This window comes from Streptomyces marokkonensis (genome assembly GCF_008312835.1).
GTDB classification, from domain to species: domain Bacteria; phylum Actinomycetota; class Actinomycetes; order Streptomycetales; family Streptomycetaceae; genus Streptomyces; species Streptomyces marokkonensis_A.
This window is the reverse complement of record NZ_VSKS01000008.1, coordinates 52,025-69,831: the sequence shown is the minus strand read 5'-3', so window position 1 is coordinate 69,831 and position 17,807 is coordinate 52,025. Positions and strand designations below refer to the sequence as shown.

The window sequence follows — 17,807 nt, the reverse complement described above, 5'->3', positions numbered from 1 at the left end:
TCAGCACAGAAAAGGAATCACCATGTCGAAGACGGTCGTGCTCTGCGTGCCGTTCGCCGGGGCCGGTGCCTCGGTCTTCCGCCCCTGGGTGCCGCTCGTCCAGGACCGGTTCGAGCTCGCCGCCGTACAGCTCCCGGGCCGTGAGCAGCGGTTCGCCGAGGAGCCGTACCGCAACGCGGTCGAGGCCGCCGACGGGCTGCTGCCCGAGGTGCTGGAGCGGGTCCGGGGGGCCGGCCCGGTCGTCCTGTTCGGCCACAGCCTCGGCGCGGTGCTGTCGTACGAGATCGCCCACGGGCTGGCCGCGACCGACGGCGTCGACCTGGCGGCGCTCGTCGTCAGCGGTTCCCCGGGGCCGTGGACGAAGCGCGAGAACGGGGCGAGCGGACTCGACGACGACCAGTTCCTGGACCGGGTCAAGGAGTTCGCCGGTTACCGGCACGACGCGCTGGAGGACCCGGAGATGCGGGAACTGCTGCTGCCCACGCTCCGCGCCGACGTGGAGATGCACGAGAGCTACGTCCCCTCCTCCGAAGCACCGCTGTCCGTGCCGATCGTCTCGGTGCGCGGCACCACCGACACGCTGGTGACCACCGAGCAGGCCATGGAGTGGTCCAAGGCCACCAGCGGCGAGTTCCACTTCGTGGAGGTCGAGGGCGGCCACATGTACCTGATCGACAACCCCGAGGGCCTGATCGACGTGCTCGCCGACGTCCACCCCCACCGTTCCTGAGGAGTCCCGGTGCGCCTGCAAGGAAAGACCGTCGTCCTGACGGGAGCCGCGCGCGGCGTCGGCCGTGCCTGCGCGCTGGCGTTCAGCCGGGAGGGCGCCGACCTCGCCCTGCTCGACGTCTGCGGCGACGTGGACGGCGTGCCCTACCCGCTCGGCACGGTCAGCCAGCTGGACCACACCGCGCGGCTCTGCCGTGAGCAGGGCTCCGCCGTGCTCACGGCGGCCGCCGACATCCGCGACGGCGCCGCCCTGCGCGCGGCGGTCGACGAGACGCTCGACCGGTTCGGCGCGATCGACGTCCTCGTCAACAACGCGGGCATCGTCGCGCCGTCGGGCCGGACCACCCACGAGATCACCGAGGACGAGTGGCAGGTGATGATCGACGTCAACCTGTCCGGCGCCTGGCGCATGATGTCGCTGGTCGGCCCGCACATGGTCGCGCGGCGCTCCGGCAGCATCGTCAACGTCGCCTCCACCGCCGGTCTGGTGGGCTACCGCCACTTCGCCGGATACACCGCCTCCAAGCACGGCCTGATCGGGCTGACCCGGGCGGCCGCGCTGGACTACGCACCGCTGAAGGTGCGCGTCAACGCCCTGTGCCCCGGGTCGATCCGCGACGACAGCCGCGCCGAGGGCCGGATGCTCACCGAGATCGCCCGGTCGCTGCAACTGCCGGTCGGCGAGCACGAGCAGGCCTTCGTCCAGTCGCAGCCGATGAACGCGCTGATCGAGCCGGAGGACGTGGCGGGTGCCGCGCTCTGGCTGGCCTCCGACGAGTCCCGGCAGGTGACCGGCTCCGTGCTGACCGTCGACGGCGGCTTCACCACCCGCTGAGCCATCACAACCACGCCTAGGGGACCCAGTCGTGTCGATCTCTCACCAGGACGCCGTCGCACCGCCCGCGCCGGAGCCGAGCCCCGCCGCCCGTACCGGCGAGCGGGCCCCGGACCGCGACCGCGCCGCAGCCGGCCCGTCGTGCCACGCACTGCGCGTACGCCTCACCGGCGCGGCGCCCGCCGCCCCCGGCACGGCGGTGACCCCGCCCGGATCCGTACGGCTGTGGACCGAGCGGGTGCCGTACCGGGCCGACGAGCCCGCCGCCGAGCGGTGGCGCGCACGCGAACTCGCCCGCCCGCTGCCCGCCCACCCGGACACCCCGGCACGGGCGGTCCTCCTGCGGTACGCCGACGGCGCCGCCGACCTCGTGCTGGTGGCCCACCGCGCCACCCTGGACACCGAGGCCCTGCACACCCTCGCGGCCCGCATGCTGAACGGCGCCGGCCCGGACCCGGACGGTCCGGCCGCCGTCACCCGCGCCCGCCACGCCGACGGACCCGCCGACGCCTCCGCCTCGGCCGCCGCGAACGCCACGGGCGCGGACCCCGCGATGGGCCCCGGTCGCGTCCACGCGGCCCCCGCCTGGCCGGACGCGCCGGCCGGGGCGGGCCCGGGCGCCGGCCGGGCCGCCCCGGCGGACGGCGGCGCCCCCGCTGCCGACGCCGTCCGGCAGGCCGCCGAGCTCGCCGAGTGCGCCCCCCAGGCGCGGCCGGCCTGGGGACTCGGCCGGGCGCACGGGCCGGACGAGCCCGGCGTCCGTGTGCTGCCGCTGCCCGACGGCCACCCCGTCACCGACGCCGTGAGCTGGACCACCGCTCTCGGCGTCGTCCTCGCCCGCTACGAGGGCGTGCGCACGACCGCCGTCGCGGCGCTGCTCCCGGACGAGGCCGCCGGAGGCGAGCACCTCGCCCTGGTGCCGGTGACGGCCGACGGCGGGAACACCCTCGGCACCGCCGACAAGGAACTCCGCGCCCACCTGGCCGCCGGGCCCGCCCGGTACACGGCCGAGCTCCGTGGCGCCCTCACCGCGGCCGGTACCGCCCCGCTGGGGCTCGTCCTCGCCGACCGGGACCCGGCGGCCGGCCTGCCCGGCGCGGAGTACGCCGAGTACCGGCCGTTCCAGCTCCCGCCGTTCCCGGTGACCGTCACCGTGGACCGCGACCCCGCGGGCAACCGGCGGCTCCGCTGCGACTTCTCCCCGCGGACGCTGTCCGCCGGCATCGCCGGCCAACTCCTGCGCCACCTGCGCGAGGCGCACCGGACGCTCGCCGAGGCACCGGAGACCCCCGTCGCCGACGTACGGCCGTGGGAGGAGGACGACGCCGAACGCCTCGCCGCGCACCGGCGGTCCGCCCCGCTGCCGTCCTTCACGCCGCAGCGCCTCGACACCGCGATCGCCGCGATCGCGGCCGCGCGGCCGGACGCCGTCGCCGTGTGCCACGAGAGGACCCGGCTCACCTACGGCGAACTCGACCGCCGCGCCGACCGGCTCGCGCACGCCCTGCGCGCCCTGGGCGTGGCCGGCTCCGACCGCGTCGGGGTGTGCCTTGACCGCTCCGCCGAGCTGATCGTCGCCCTGCTCGCGGTGCTCAAGGCGGGCGCCACCTACGTCCCCATGGACCCGGCCTACCCCGAGGACCGGCTCGCCTACACGACGGAGGACGCCGGACTCACCACGGTGCTCACCGACCGCGCCGGCTTCCCCGGCGGCGGCGCCGTGCGGGTGCTGTCCCCGGCGGAACTCGAGGAGCACGCCCCCGAGCGGTGCGACGGACCGCCGCCGTCGCAGACGGGCCCCGCCGACCCGGCGTACGTCATCTACACCTCCGGCTCCACCGGCCGCCCCAAGGGCGTGGTCGTCCCGCACGTCAACGTGCTCAGCCTGATGGCCGCCACCGCCGACGACTTCGCCCTGAACGAGGACGACACCTGGACGCTGTTCCACTCCAGCGCCTTCGACTTCTCGGTGTGGGAGATCTGGGGCTGCCTGCTCACCGGCGGCCGGCTGGTCGTCGTGCCCTACTGGGTGTCGCGTTCGCCGGAGGACTTCCACCGGCTGCTGCGCGAGGAGCGCGTCTCCGTGCTCAGCCAGACCCCGTCGGCCTTCGCCCACCTCGTGGAGGTCGAGCGGGACGGCGCGGACGCCGCCCCCGTACGGCTCGTCGTCTTCGGCGGGGAGGGACTCGACCCGCGGATGCTCCTGCCCTGGTTCGACCGGCACCCGGAGACCGGGTGCCGGGTGGTCAACATGTACGGCATCACCGAGACCACGGTCCACGTGACCGCGCAGACCGTCACCCGGGCCGAGGCGCTCGCCGGATCCAGGTCGGTCGGCCACGCGCTGCCCGGCTGGTCGGTACGGGTCGCCGACCCCGAGGGCCGGACCCTGCCGGCGGGCGTCGCCGGTGAGATCCGCGTCGGCGGGGCCGGCGTCGCCGCGCACTACCTCAACCGGCCCGAGCTCACCGCCGAGCGGTTCCTGACCGACGCGCGCACCGGCGAACGGGAGTACCGCAGCGGTGACATGGGCCGGCTGCTGCCCGACGGGCGGCTGGAGCACCTGGGACGGCTGGACAGCCAGGTCAAGCTGCGCGGCTTCCGCATCGAGCTGGACGAGATCCGCTCGGTGCTGCTGGACGACCCCCGGGTGACCGCCGCGGCCGTCGTGCTCAACCGGACGGACCCCGACGACGCGGCGACCGCGCAGCTCGACGCGTACGTGGTGATGGACGGCGACGACACGGCCTCCGTGCGGCAGCGCGCGAGCGGGTTCCTGCCCGAGTACATGGTGCCGTCGACGGTCACCGCGCTCGACCGGATGCCGCTCACCACCAACGGCAAGCTCGACACCCGCCGGCTGCCCGCGCCCGTGCCGGCGGCCCCCGCCGTGCCCGCCCCCGCCGCGCCGGCCCTCGCCGCGCCGGCCTCCGCCGCCGCGCCCGGTACGCCCCCGGGTGACGCCTTCGCACAGGTGCTGCTCGACGTCTGGGCGGAGGTCCTCGGCGTACCCGTCGGCCCGGACGACAACTTCTTCGACCTGGGCGGCAACTCGCTGCTCGCCATGCGCGTGGGCGCCGCCCTGCGCCGGCGCGGCGGTCCCACGGTCGCCATGCGCGAGCTGTACCTGCGCCCGACGATCCGGCAACTGGCCGCGGACCACGCCGGATGACCCCGGACGACTCCCCCGCACGAGGACAGCAAGAGGACATCACGATGGCTGAACCGTCCCTCCCCGAACTCTTCCAGGCACAGGTGGCGCGCACCCCGCGCGCCGTCGCCGTCCACTGCGACGGGCGGGAGGTGGACTACGCCGGACTCAACCACCGGGCCAACCTGCTGGCGCACCACCTGCTCGCCCGGGGCGTCGGCCCGGAGCAGGTCGTCGGGGTCCGCGTCCCCAGGTCGGACGACCTGCTGGTCGCCCTGCTGGGCGTGCTCAAGGCGGGCGCCGCCTACGTCCCGGTCGACGACGACTGCCCGCCCGAGCGCCTGGCGTTCATCGTCGAGGACACCGGCCTGGACCTGATGCTCGTCCAGGACGACGGCCCCGGCGCCGACTGCCTCACCACCGTCCGGGTGCCCGCGGTGGTCGCCGCCGCCGAGGCGTCCGGCGGCCCGGCGCACGACCCCACGGACGCCGACCGGCCGGCCCCGCTCACCGCGCGCAACCTCGCGTACGTCATCTACACCTCGGGCTCCACCGGCCGCCCCAAGGGCGTGACGGTGCAGCACGACACCCTGCTGCGCTACCTGGAGTTCGCCTGCGCCGCCTACCCGGGCCTGGCGGAGAGCGCGCTGCTGCACTCCCCGGTCGCGTTCGACCTCACGGTGACCGCGCTGTACGGGCCGCTGCTGCTGGGCGGCCGGGTGCGCGTCGGGTCACTGGACCGGGAACCGGAACCCGGCGCGGCGCCCGGCCGGCCCGCCTTCGTCAAGGCGACCCCCTCGCACCTGCCACTGCTCACCGCGCTCCCTGCCGAGCTGTCGCCCACCGCGGACCTGGTGGTCGGCGGCGAGATGCTCATCGGTGACGTCGTCGAGCGGTGGCGGCGCACCCACCCGGGCGCGACGGTGGTCAACGAGTACGGCCCCACCGAGGCGACCGTCGGCTGCTGCGTCTTCTCCATCGGCCCCGACGACCCGGTCGAGCCCGGCGCCACCCCCATCGGCAGGCCCACCCCGGGCACCTCCCTGCAGGTCCTGGACGAGCGGCTGCGGCCGGTCCCGCCCGGCACCGAGGGCGAGTTGTACATCGCGGGCGGCCAGGTGGCGCGCGGCTACCTGGGCCGCCCCGCGCTGACGGCGCAGCGGTTCGTGGCCGCGCCCGGCGGCGGGCGGATGTACCGCACGGGCGACATCGCGCGGATGCGGCCCGACGGGCTCCTGGAGTACCTGGGCCGCACCGACGACCAGGTCAAGATCCGCGGCTACCGCATCGAACTCGGCGAGGTCACCTCGGTGGTGGCCGCCCGGCCGGGGGTGCGGCAGGCGGCCGTGATCGCACGCGAGGACCGCTCCGGCGACCGGTACCTGGCGGGCTACGTCGTCCCCGAGGACGGCGCGCGCCCCGACCCGGCGGACCTGCGCGCGGCCGTGGCCCGGGTGCTGCCCTCCTACATGGTCCCGGCGGCCGTGGTCGTGGTCGCCGAACTCCCCCTGACCTCCAACGGGAAGCTCGACAAGGACGCCCTTCCCGAGCCGCCGGCCGAGGACGGCCCGGTCGGCGCCGCGCCGGAGACCGAGGCCGAGGCGCGGCTGTGCGCCCTGTTCGCCGAGGTCCTCGGGCTGCCCGCGGTCTACCTCGACGACGACTTCTTCGCCCGCGGCGGGGACAGCCTCCGTGCCGCCCGGCTGGCCGGCAGGGCCCGCAAGGAGGGCCTGGCCTTCGGGCTGCGCGACGTACTGGAGCTGCGCACCCCGCGCGCCCTGGCGGCACACGCCCCCGGCGCCGTGACCGAGGGAGCCGTGTCGTGACGGCCGAGCCTGCGACGCCCGCCGAGCGGCCACCCGCCGGACCCGCGGCGTCCGCCGGACCCGGGGCAAGCGGCGGACCCGGGGCAAGCGCCGCACCTGCGGCGTCCGGCGGACCCGGGGCAAGCGCCGGACTCGCGGCGAGCGGTGGACCCGGGGCAAGCGCCGGCCCCGTGGCGTCCGCCGGGCCGGTGGCGAGGGGTGGACCCACAGCGTCCGCCGGGCCGGTGGCGTCCGCCGGACCCGGGGCGTCCGCCGGACCCGGGGCGAGCGGCGGATCCGGGGCAAGCGCCGGCCCCGTGGCGTCCGCCGGGCCGGTGGCGAGGGGTGGACCCACAGCGTCCGCCGGGCCGGTGGCGTCCGCCACACCCGCGGCGTCCGCCGGACCCGCGGCGCGTGACGGCCGTGTGGTGGTCGTCGGCGCGTCGGTCGGCGGCACCCGCGTCGCGGCCGCGCTGCGGGAGGCGGGCCACACCGGGGAGATCACCCTCGTCGACCCCGATCCGGACGCGCCGTACGACCGGCCCCCCTTGTCCAAGCAGATCCTCGCCGGCGACTGGGAGGCCGGGCGCGCCTCGCTCGGCGACCCCGCGCAGTGGGGCGCCGCACGCCACGTCGCCGCCGCCACCGCACTGGACACGGACCACCACGTGCTGCGGCTCGACGACGGCACCCGGCTCGGCTACGACCGGCTGGTCATCGCCTGCGGCGCCTCTCCCCGCCGGCTGCCCGGCATGCCCCGCCGGGGCGTGCACGTGCTGCGCACCCTCGCGGACTGCCACGGGCTGCGCGCCGACCTCGACCGCGTCGGCCGGGGCCGGCTGGTCGTCGTGGGCGGCGGGTTCGTCGGGGCCGAGGTGGCCTCGACGGCCCGCGCCCGCGGCCTCGAGGTCACCGTGGTGGAGGCGCTCCCCGCACCGCTGTCCGGGCTGCTGGGGGAGGAGCCGGCGGCCGAACTCGCCCTGCTGCACGCGGACCACGGGGTACGGCTGCTGACCGGCGCCCGTGTCGCCTCGCTCGTCGGCGAGCCGTCCGTCACCGGCGTGGCCCTCTCCGACGGACGCGTGCTGCCCGCCGACGCCGTCGTGGTCGGCATCGGCGTCCGCCCGGACACCGGCTGGCTGGCCGGCTCCGGCATCCCGCTGCACGCCGACGGCGGCGTCCTGTGCGACGCCCACGGCGCCGTCGACGCCGCCCGCACGGTGTACGCCGTGGGCGACGTCGCCCGCCGGTACGACCCGCTCCTGGGACGGCACGTCCGCACGGAGCACTGGACGAACGCCGTGGAGGAGGCCGGCGCCGTCGCCCGGGACATCGCCGGAGAGGAGCAACCCCCGCACCGGCACGACTTCTTCGTCTGGTCCGACCAGTACGGCGGCAAGATCACCCTGCTCGGCCGGCCCGACCCCGGCCACCACGTCACCGTGGTGCGGGCCGGCGTGGCGCCGCGCCGGTTCGCCGTCGCCTACGGGCACGGGGAGCGCCTGGCCGCCGTACTGACCGTCAACTGGCCGAAGGCCCTCGTGGCGGCCCGTCGGTCGCTGGCGGCGCACGGCGCCGCCGACGACGTCGTCGCCGCGTGGAAACAGCTGTAGTCGCAGCTTGCTGAAACGGCCCTTTCGGCGGGCCGTAATTCCTGGATGATTCGAGTGTGCGGCGCGCCGGAAAAGCGCGCCCCCGCGGCGGATTGCATATCGCTGCAAAATCACCGGCCGACCATCTGGCGGCACGGAAAAGGTTGTTAGCGTGGCGGACGTCCGCCCGGGGGGAAAGAAGAATTCCCTGCCCGGGGCGTGTTCTCCGCTGCCCGAATTCCCTGGGAAAGGAATGTCCGGTGCTCCGAACAGGCGATGCCGAGCCGCTCGTGCTCAGGCGGCGGGCCCCGTCCGGCGAAGCCGGCCGGCGCGCCCTGCTGCTGCACGGCCTCGGCAGCAGCGAGAGCTGCTGGGACGCCTTCGTCGCGCACCGGCCGCCGGACCTGGAGCTGTGGACCGCCGGCCTGCCGTGGCGGGCGGGCGGCACCTACGCGGTGGCCGAACGGGACGACACCGCCTGGATCACCGAGGCGATACGGCGGACACCCGGTGGGGTGGACGTGGTGATCGCGCACTCCTACGCGACGGTCCTGCTGCTCACCCTGCTCACCGGCATGGCGGCGGCCGGACGGGACCCGCGGGAGGAACTCGGGATCCAGGGCGTCGTCCTGGTCTCGCCGTTCTACCGGCAGCGCCCCGAGGACTTCACCTGGGCCGAACTGCCCGGATTCCTCGACCTGCTGAGGCTCGGCGCGGAGGACGGCATCCTGGCCCGGTCGCGCAAGCCGCTCGCCGCGGACCTGCGGGCCGAGATGGCCGAGCGTTCCTGCGAACAGCTCGGCCCCCACTGGGTGGTCCGCCACCTGCACGCCTATCTGCGCACCCCCTTCCTGCCCGTCGGTCTGGTCGGCCTGCCCGTCCACGTCGTCACCGGCGACCAGGACCCGATCGCACCACCGGACGAGGGCGCCACGCTCGCGGCCCGGCTCGGCAACGCCTCGATCGACCGGATCGACGGCTGCGCGCACACACCGATGGCCGAGCGCCCCGACCGATTCTCGCTCGCTGTCCAGCAATTCCTCACCACGCTGCCGGCGGGGCACCCCCCGGCGGCGGTCAACTGAGTACGGGAGTACATCGATGGCCACCCTGACCGATGTCGACATCAAGAAACTGCTGACCGAGCCGAGTTCGGTGACCATGCGCCCCTCCTACGAGGGCGGCAACATCAACACCGCGATCGGTTTCAAGTGTGACAACTACCTGCTCGAAGCGGCCGTGCTCGACCACTTCCGGGCCGTCGGCCTCGGCGCCACCGAGCTGTACCTGGTGCACGGCGTGAACTTCGACGTGGTCGGCGTCGACACCCGGCTGCACACCGTCCTCACCCTCGACGACGACGTGACCGTCGAAGTCACTCCCAAGACCAAGGACACCGACCGCGAGATGGTGTTCGCGGTGGCGGCGATCGTCCAGCGCGACGGCGCCCCCAAGAAGGCCGTCACCTCCAAGTTCCGCGTGCTGCTGCGCCGTGACACCGCCATCCCCGACCCGGCCCCGCTCCCCGCGGAGCTGGAGCGCTTCGTGGTCGACCGGCTCGCCACCGCCGAACCCAGCGAGCTGGCCTCCACCCCGGTCGACGACCTCCACGGGGCGTTCCACCGCGGTGAGGACGCCACGGCCGACCCGGTGCTCAGCGAGATCATCGGCGACGACAACGCCATCGGCTGGAAGTGGCGCATCCCCTACTACTACTGCCACTTCACCGAGCGCATGCAGATGTCCGGCTACCTGCGCCAGATGGAGGAGGCCAAGCACCTCTTCGTCGCCTCCCGCGGCATCAGCATCAAGCGGCTGCTCGACGAGCGCGGCTGGATCCCCGTGGTGACGCAGAACAAGCTGCGCTTCACCGACGAGGCGGTCATGGAGGAGGACCTGTACTCCGTCTACACGGTGGAGTCCGTCTTCAAGGACATGCTCTACACCTCCCGCATGGACTTCTACGTCGTGCGGGACGGCAACCTCGTCAAGACCGCCACCGGCGAGATCACCCACGGCTACTGCCACAAGGAGACCCCGGACTCCGAGTGGCAGATGGCCGTCTTCGACGACGAGGTCCTGCGCGCGCTGCGCGGCGAGTGACCCCCGACCCGACAGCCCGGAGGACCCCCATGGCTTCCCGCCGCCGGCCGCGCTGGTACTTCTCCCTGCGCAGCCCCTACTCCTGGTTCGCCTACCGCGACCTGATGAGCACCCACCCCGAGGTGCTCGACGCCATCGACTGGCTGCCGTTCTGGGAGCCGGACGAGGAGACCGCACGGCTGCTGGCCGAGGAGGGCGTCACCCTCCCGATCGTCGCCATGAGCCGGGCGAAGAACTTCTACATCCTGCAGGACACCCGCCGGCTCGCCACCGAACGGGGGCTGACCGACATCAGCTGGCCCATCGACCGCGAGCCCTGCTGGGAGGTGGCCCACCTGGCGTGGATCGCCGCCGACGACGAGGGCCGCGGCAAGGACTTCGTGGCCGCCGCCTACCAGGCGCGCTGGCAGGACGGCAAGAACATCTCCGACCCGGAGGTGATCGCCGGCATCGCGCGGGAGCTCGGCCTCGACGCCCGGCGGCTGTCCACCGCCGCCCAGGACCCGGACCTGCGCAAGCGGGGCGCCGCGCTGCTCGCCGAGTCCGCCCACGACGGGCTGTTCGGCGTGCCGTTCTTCATCCACGGCAGGGACAAGTTCTGGGGCGTCGACCGGGTCGCGCCCTTCGTCCGGGCCGTCCTGGGCGCCGGCCCCGCCGGTCCTCCGGCCGCCACGGAGGCCGGCGCCCCGGACCCGGCGTCCCACGCCGACCTGCTGCCGGCCGGCGGCGACCAGGGCCACGCCGGCGGCTGCGGCTGACCGCCGCCCCCAAGCGCCCCGGCCTGTGCGGAGGCCGGGGCACCACCCCACCCCACGGCACACGACGAGGAGACGACTGTGGACAGCGACGCGCACGGCACCGGGCGCGGCACCGACTGGGATGCCGTGGTGGTCGGTGCCGGACTCGGCGGGCTGACCGCCGCCGCGTATCTGGCCGCCTCGGGCAAGCGCGTCCTGGTACTGGAGCAGTTCTCGATCGTGGGCGGCAACAGCCATGTGTTCCGGCGACGCCGCACCTACGAATTCGATGTGGGCGTGCACTACCTGGGTGACTGCGCTCCCGGGGGAGTCATCCCGAGCATCCTGTCCGGCGTCGGACTCGGTGACCGGGTCGACTTCCTGGAGATGGACCAGGACCGCTTCGACCTCATCCGGGTGCCGGGCGTGTCCGTGGACATGCCCGCCGGGTGGGAGGCGTACCGGCGCCGCCTCACGGAGGCCATGCCCGAGGAGGCCGACGGGCTGAACACCTTCGCCGGCATCTGCTCGGCGCTCGGTGAGGAACAGCGCGCCGCGCTGTTCGAGGCCCACCGGTGGGCGCCCCAGGACATCGCCGCCCGCACCGCCACCATCCGGCAGTGGGGACGGCGCACGCTGGACGACCTGTTCCGGCACTGCGGACTGTCACCGAGGGCGCGTACCGTGCTCGCCGCCCAGGCACCCAACTACGGCCTGACCCCGAAGCAGGCCACGGTGGCGCGGCACACCAGCGTCACCGACCACTACCTGCGCGGCGCCTACTACCCGGCGGGCGGCGGGCAGATGCTCGCCGCGGGTCTGGTCGAGGTGATCGAGGCGCACGGCGGACAGGTCCGCACCCGCAGCAGGGTGGCCCGCATCCTCGTCGAGGACCGCAAGGTCGTCGGCGTCCACCTGGACGACGGCGAGGTCATCGCCGCGGACCTGGTGGTGTCCAACGCGGACTACCCGCGGACGGTGCTGGAACTCGTCGGGGAGGAGCACTTCCAGAAGTCGGTCGTCAGCCGCACCCGCCGGGCGCGGATGGGCATGCCCTGGCTGGTGCTCTACCTCGGCCTCGACACCGCTCTGCGGGACCGGCCCAACGCCAACCTGTGGTGGTACGACACCGACGACATCGACGGCTACTTCGACCGGGTGGGCGACGGCGACACGGGCGACGTCCCCTTCCTCTTCTGCTCCTTCGCCTCGCTCAAGGACCCGGACAACCGCGCGCTGTGCCCGCCGGGACACGCCAACCTCCAGGTGATGACGCTGTGCCCGCCGGACTACAGCTGGTGGGGGGTCGAGGAGGGACCGGCCGGCGGCGGCGACTACCGCCGCAACCCGACCTACCTGCGGCGCAAGCGGGAACTCACCGAGGCCACGCTGAACGCCGCCGAGAAGGCCCTCGGCCCCCTGCGCCCGCACATCACGCACCTGGAGGCGGCCACCCCGCTCACCCATGAGCGCTACACCCTCTCCACCGGCGGCACCCCCTTCGGCATGGCGGAGTGGGGCGGCACCGCCCGCCCCGGCACCGCGACCGCCGTCGAGGGCCTGCACGTGGTCGGCGCCAGCACCCAGGCCGGCAACGGCATCGCCGGGGTCATGCTCGGCGGCGTCGGCTGCGCCGCCGGCATCCTCGGCGAGCCGCTGCTCGCCGCCGCCCGCGCCGGGACCGTGTACGGCGACCCGGACCTGCTGCCCGAACGCCCGCCGGGCTGGGACCCCAGGGAGGTCTGCCGCGGCAGCGCACGGCGCACCGCCGTCCCGCGGCCCTTCAGGCTCGCGCCCCCACGCCCCACCGGCTCCCGCTGACGAGCGCACCCGCGCCCGGCGCACGACCGCGCACACCCCGCGAACGGTCACGCGCACACAGACGTGCGGCCCGGCCCGCCAGGCCGTGGACCGCCACGACCCACCGATCCACCACCCGACGACCGGAAGAACAGAGGGATTCACATGACCACCGCCATCGACACCGACAGCCAGGCCCGCATCAAGGAGATCGTCTGCGACGTCCTGGAGCTGGAAGAGGACGAGGTGACCGACAGCAGCCTCTTCAAGGAGGACCACGGCGCGGACTCGCTGCGCGCCATCGAGATCCTCGCGGGCCTCGAGAAGGAGTTCAAGGTCACCATCGAGCAGTCCGAACTGGAGCGCATGGTCAACCTCGACGGCGTCTACGCCGTGGTCGGCGAGGCCGTCGCGGCCCAGAAGTAACGGCGACGGGCCGGGCGGCCGGAGGGCCGGACACCGTGCCCTCCGCAGCCCGGCCGCCGTCCCCGGAACACGTCCTCATCCAAGGCGACCACGCCGTACCGAGGGAGATTGATGTCAGTGAACGTTTCCGACGCGTCGCGCGACGACGCGGCCACCCGAGTGGTGCTGACCGGGTTCGGCGTGTTCTCCAGCATCGGTGTGGGCGCCGATGAGTTCGCCGAAGGGCTGCGGGCCGGCCGCAGCGGCGCCAAGCCGATCACCCTGTTCGAGACCGAGGGCTTCGCGCACGCCAACGGCTGCGAGATCACCGGCGCCGAACCGGAACGCTGGATCCACCACCTGCCCACCGAGACCCTGGGCCGCGCCACGCAGTTCTCCGTGGCCGCCGCCCGCATGGCCGTCGAGGCCGCCGGCGTCGACCTGGACGACCTGCGCGCCCGGCGCGGCATGATCTCCATCGGCACCACCGACGGGGAGTCCTACGAACTCGACCACCTGGTCGGCACCGAGGTGGCCTCGGGGCCCGCGGCCATGGACCCCACCGTCGCCCGCCGCGTCCACCCCAACCGCCTCTCCATAGCCGCCGCCCAGGAACTCGGCCTGTCCGACGTCGAGGCGGTGACCATCGCCACCGCCTGCTCGGCCGGCAACTACGCCATCGGGCAGGGCTTCGACGCCATCCGCAGCGGCGAGGTCGACTACGCCCTCTGCGGCGGCGCCGACGCCATGTGCCGCAAGACCTTCACCGGCTTCTACCGGCTCGGCACCATCGCCCCGGACGTGTGCCGCCCCTTCGACGCCGACCGCAAGGGCATCCTCACCGGTGAGGGAGCGGGCGTCCTGATGCTGGAGAGCCTCGCCTCCGCACAGGCCCGCGGGGCCCGCGTCTACGCCGAGGTGCTCGGCTACGGCATGAACTGCGACGCCTACCACCAGGTCGCCCCGAACCAGTCCAGCGTCGCCCGCTGCATGGAGATCGCCCTGGAGAACGCCGGCGTCAAGCCCGCGGAGGTCGACCTCATCTCCGCCCACGGCACCGGCACCAAGGCCAACGACGTGACCGAGTCGCGGGCGATCCACGACGTGTACGGCGACACCGTGCCCCGCACCGTCTCCCTGAAGTCGATGCTCGGCCACACCATGGGCGCCGCCAGCGCGCTGGCCGCCATCGCGTGCGCCCTGTCGATCCACCACGGCTTCATCCCCCCGACCATCAACCACCGCGAGACCGACCCCGAGTGCGAGATCGACTGCGTGCCCAACCAGTCGGTCGAGGCGGACCTGAGGGTCGTGCAGAACAACGGTCTCGCCTTCGGCGGCAACAACGCCATCGTGATCCTCGGCAAGTACCAGGACGGTGTCCGATGAGAGTGCCCATCATCGGCGTCGGCGCCGTCGCGAGCGTCGGCCGGGACGCCGACGAGATCTTCGCCGGCCTCTGCGCCGGACGCGGCGCCCTCGGCCCGATGCGCGGATTCGACAGCGGCCTCTACAACGGCAAGCAGCTGTTCGAGATCGACGACCGGCCGGAGGGAACCGACCGCACCCTGCGCGCCACCGGGTTCCTGCTGGACGCCGTCGCCCAGGCCGCCGCGGACGCGGGCCTCGGCGACGACCTGTCCGGCGTCCCGGTGCTCGTCGGCACCGGACTGCGCGAGCTGCGGTCCGCCGAGCTGTGGTGGCGCGACGGAGCGCCGTTCGGCGTCGACCGGCTGCACTTCGGCACCGCCCTGCGGGAACGGTTCGGCACCGCCGACACCCTCACCGTCTCCAACGCCTGCTCCGCCTCCCTCTACACGCTCGCGCTCGGCGCGGACCTGCTGGCGCTGGGCGAGGCGGACACCGTCATCGTGGCGGGCGTGGACTCGATCACCGAGTCCATGCACGGACTGGCCGACCGGGTGCAGCCCAACCCGCCGACCGCGCTGCGCACCCTGGACGTCAACCGCCGGGGCACCATCCTCGGCGACGGCGCGGCGGCCGTGGTGCTGCGCGGCGAGCACGTCAAGTGGCCCGGCGGCCGGCTGTGGGGCAGGCTCCGCGGCGTCGGCATGACCTGCGACGCCAAGCACCCCACCGCGCCCGACCCGGCGCAGGTCGCCGAGGCGATGCGGCAGGCGCACCGACTGGCCGGCACCCGCCCCGAGGACATCGACATGGTGATGCTGCACGGCACCGGCACCCCGCTCAACGACCTGGTGGAGATCACCGCCTACGGCGAGGTCTTCCAGGAGGCCGCCGGCCGCCCGGTGCTCACCGGCATCAAGCCGATGACCGGTCACACCAGCGGCTCCGCGGGCCTGATGAGCCTCGTCACGACCCTGCAGACCATGGCCACCGGCAAGGTGCCGCCGCTGGTCAACCTCGACGAGCCCATCGAGGAGGCGGCCGGCCTGCGCCTGGTCCGCGCCCGCGAGGAGAAGCACGAGGTGGCGCTGGCGCAGGTGCACGGATTCGGGTTCGGCGGCGTCAACGCCGTAGCCATTGTGGAGGGATCATGATGATGACCGTCACGGGAGTCGGCGTCGCCCTGCCGGGAGCCGACTCCGCCGCCGCCCTGGCCACCGCGAGCCGCCCCGGGGACGCCGTCGAACCGGCCGCCGTCCTCGGCAAGAAGGGCCTGCGCTACAAGGACCGCGCCACCCAGCTCGGACTGTGCGCCGCGCAGCGCGTGCTGACCGACGCCGGACTGCTGGCCGACGGCGTGCTCACCGTCGACGGCACCCGCACCGCGGTGCTGGTCAGCTCCAACCTGGGCAACGTCGACACCGTCTGCCGCGTGGTCAGGACCATCGCCGACGAGGGCACCCACGGCGTCAGCCCCATGGACACCCCGAACGCCTCCAGCAACATCATCGCCTCCGAGATCGCCATCAGGTGGGGGCTCAAGGGCCCCAACCTGATGCTGTGCAACGGGCCCGCCTCCGGGCTCGACGCGATCCGCTGGGGCGCCGCCCTGCTGCGCTCCGGCCGCGCCGACCACGTCGTCGTGGTGGGCGTCGAGCCGGACAACGAGATCGCCCGCGGCCTGGTCGGCGGACCGCTCGTGGACGGCGCCGCGGCCGTCGTGCTCGAGCACGCCCAGGCCGCCGAGGCCCGCGGTGCCACCGTGCGGGCCGTGATCGGCGCGCACACCAGGGGCCTGGACGTGGCGGGCACCATCGGCGAACTCGCCGAGGTCGAGTCCGAGCCGGCCGCCTGGTACGCGCCCGCGGCCGCCGCCCCGGCGCTGTCCCAGGGGCTGCCCGTGCACGACCTCGCCGCGGTGTGGGGCGAGTTGTCCGGTGCGCTCGGCGTCGTGCAGTGCGCGGCGGCGATCGGCGCCCTCGACGCGGGCGCCGACGGCCCGATGTGGCTGGTGGCGGGCACCGACTCCGACGACGGCGTCGCCACGCTGGTGCTGCGCCCGCCGGTGCCGGCGGTCCAGCCGGCCGCGGTCTGAGCGGCCCCACCGGACATCGAGGACACCGAGCACCACCGAGCAGAACGGAATGTGACCATGACCCTTTCGGCGAGCGCGCCGGTGACCGCGACCCGGCCGGTGATCACCGCGTGGTCCGCGGTGTCGCCGTACGGCATCGGCAAGGACAGGTTCGTGGCCGGCGTGCTGGCCGGACAGGACACCCGCTCCCCGCTGGACCGCGGGCAGTGGGCGGCCCCCGACAGCCACGCCTGCCTGATCCCCGGCTTCGAACTGCGCGAGGTCCTGGGCAAGAAGGGCACCCGCTCCATGGACCGGGTGACCGGACTGGCCGTCACCGCGGTCCGCGACCTGCTGGACGACTCCGGTGACCGGCGCACGGCCTCCGACGAGGAGACCGCCCTGGTGCTGGGCACCACCACCGGCAGCGCGCAGAGCATGATGGACTTCACCCGCGCCTCCCTGGAGGGCGACAAGCCCTTCTACGTCGACCCGTCGCTGATGCCGAACGCGGTGATGAACTGCGCGGCCGGCCAGTGCGCCATCCGGCACAGCCTCAAGGGCCCGAACACCACCATCGCGGGCGGCCGCGTCGCCGGGCTGTCCGCGCTGAGCTACGCCGCCGGGCTGCTCGCCTCCGGCCGCGCGCGGGCGGTGCTGTCCGGCGCCGCCGAGGAGTTCTCCGACGCCCGCGCCTGGCTGGACCACCACCGGCGCGGCGAGGACGGCGCGGACGCCACCCTCGGCGAGGGATGCGCCATGTTCCTGCTGGAGTCGGGCGACGTACCGGACGCCCGGGACCGTGCCCTGGCCGAGGTGCTGGCCGTGCAGTCGCGGGTGTACCTCGACGACCCGGGCGACGCCCTCACCGGATGCGTGGACGGCGTCCTGCGGCGCGCCGGCGTGGACGCCCGGGACGTGTGGGCCGTCTCCACCTCCGGCCCGGCGGGCTCCGTCGGCGAACGGGAACGCGAGGTGCTCACCGCGCGCTTCGGCGAGGACGTCCTCGGCCGTGCGCCGTCGATGACGCCGGTGGGCGACACCGCGGCCGCCTCCGCGGCCTTCCAGATCGGTGCGCTGCTGGCCGCCGCCGAGCAGCCCGGGACACCCCCGGACGCCGTCGTCCTCGTCTCCTCGGTGGACGACAACGGCGTCGTGGCCTGCGCCGCGCTGCGCCTCACGGCGCACTGACGCCACCTCACCCCTTC

Annotated in this window: 14 protein-coding genes; all 14 read left to right on the top strand. The window is 74.4% G+C overall.

The genetic code is table 11. The features are described 5' to 3' along the window. Window positions 1-22: 22 nt before the first annotated feature. The 14 genes from F1615_RS15885 to F1615_RS15820 all read left to right on the top strand — a co-directional run bounded on the left by F1615_RS15885 (window position 23) and on the right by F1615_RS15820 (window position 17,790). The gene (locus F1615_RS15885; RefSeq protein ID WP_149549636.1) at window positions 23-730 is read left to right on the top strand and encodes a thioesterase II family protein; all 708 of its coding nucleotides are present in this window, start codon (window positions 23-25) and stop codon (window positions 728-730) included. Window positions 731-739: 9 nt separating this feature from the next. Next, window positions 740-1,564 (top strand): mycofactocin-coupled SDR family oxidoreductase, encoded by an 825-nt coding sequence (locus tag F1615_RS15880; protein ID WP_149549635.1) that lies wholly within the window; start codon window positions 740-742, stop codon window positions 1,562-1,564. A gap of 31 nt (window positions 1,565-1,595) precedes the next feature. Further along, entirely contained in the window at window positions 1,596-4,736 is a 3,141-nt protein-coding gene (locus tag F1615_RS15875; protein ID WP_149549634.1) for an amino acid adenylation domain-containing protein, read from the top strand. Between the two features lie 44 nt (window positions 4,737-4,780). Beyond that, a complete protein-coding gene (locus F1615_RS15870) occupies window positions 4,781-6,541 on the top strand; it encodes a non-ribosomal peptide synthetase (RefSeq protein ID WP_167533764.1) in 1,761 nt (586 codons plus the stop codon). Between the two features lie 350 nt (window positions 6,542-6,891). Beyond that, window positions 6,892-8,133 carry an NAD(P)/FAD-dependent oxidoreductase gene (locus F1615_RS15865; RefSeq protein WP_244328758.1) on the top strand — a complete coding sequence of 414 codons (1,242 nt, stop codon included), beginning with the start codon at window positions 6,892-6,894 and terminating at the stop codon, window positions 8,131-8,133. A 239-nt stretch (window positions 8,134-8,372) separates the two neighbouring features. After that, window positions 8,373-9,197, top strand: coding sequence for an alpha/beta fold hydrolase (locus tag F1615_RS15860; RefSeq protein ID WP_149549632.1), 825 nt, complete (start codon window positions 8,373-8,375; stop codon window positions 9,195-9,197). Between the two features lie 16 nt (window positions 9,198-9,213). Beyond that, complete coding sequence (locus tag F1615_RS15855) at window positions 9,214-10,215, top strand: thioesterase family protein (protein ID WP_149549631.1); 1,002 nt, start codon at window positions 9,214-9,216, stop codon at window positions 10,213-10,215. Between the two features lie 29 nt (window positions 10,216-10,244). Next, window positions 10,245-10,973, top strand: coding sequence for a 2-hydroxychromene-2-carboxylate isomerase (locus F1615_RS15850; RefSeq protein ID WP_149549630.1), 729 nt, complete (start codon window positions 10,245-10,247; stop codon window positions 10,971-10,973). Between the two features lie 78 nt (window positions 10,974-11,051). Further along, on the top strand, window positions 11,052-12,773 hold the full coding sequence (locus tag F1615_RS15845) for a phytoene desaturase family protein (RefSeq protein WP_149549629.1): 1,722 nt from the start codon (window positions 11,052-11,054) through the stop codon (window positions 12,771-12,773). A 144-nt stretch (window positions 12,774-12,917) separates the two neighbouring features. Then, complete coding sequence (locus F1615_RS15840; RefSeq protein ID WP_051858753.1) at window positions 12,918-13,178, top strand: acyl carrier protein; 261 nt, start codon at window positions 12,918-12,920, stop codon at window positions 13,176-13,178. A gap of 111 nt (window positions 13,179-13,289) precedes the next feature. Then, window positions 13,290-14,546 (top strand): beta-ketoacyl-[acyl-carrier-protein] synthase family protein, encoded by a 1,257-nt coding sequence (locus tag F1615_RS15835; RefSeq protein ID WP_149549628.1) that lies wholly within the window; start codon window positions 13,290-13,292, stop codon window positions 14,544-14,546. Continuing rightward, window positions 14,543-15,679 (top strand): beta-ketoacyl synthase N-terminal-like domain-containing protein, encoded by a 1,137-nt coding sequence (locus tag F1615_RS15830; protein ID WP_149549627.1) that lies wholly within the window; start codon window positions 14,543-14,545, stop codon window positions 15,677-15,679. The genes F1615_RS15835 and F1615_RS15830 overlap by 4 nt, the downstream gene beginning before the upstream one ends. Then, window positions 15,676-16,620, top strand: coding sequence for a beta-ketoacyl synthase N-terminal-like domain-containing protein (locus F1615_RS15825; protein ID WP_149549626.1), 945 nt, complete (start codon window positions 15,676-15,678; stop codon window positions 16,618-16,620). The genes F1615_RS15830 and F1615_RS15825 overlap by 4 nt, the downstream gene beginning before the upstream one ends. 57 nt (window positions 16,621-16,677) lie before the next feature. Further along, window positions 16,678-17,790 carry a beta-ketoacyl synthase N-terminal-like domain-containing protein gene (locus F1615_RS15820; RefSeq protein WP_149549625.1) on the top strand — a complete coding sequence of 371 codons (1,113 nt, stop codon included), beginning with the start codon at window positions 16,678-16,680 and terminating at the stop codon, window positions 17,788-17,790. The last annotated feature ends 17 nt before the right edge of the window (window positions 17,791-17,807 follow it).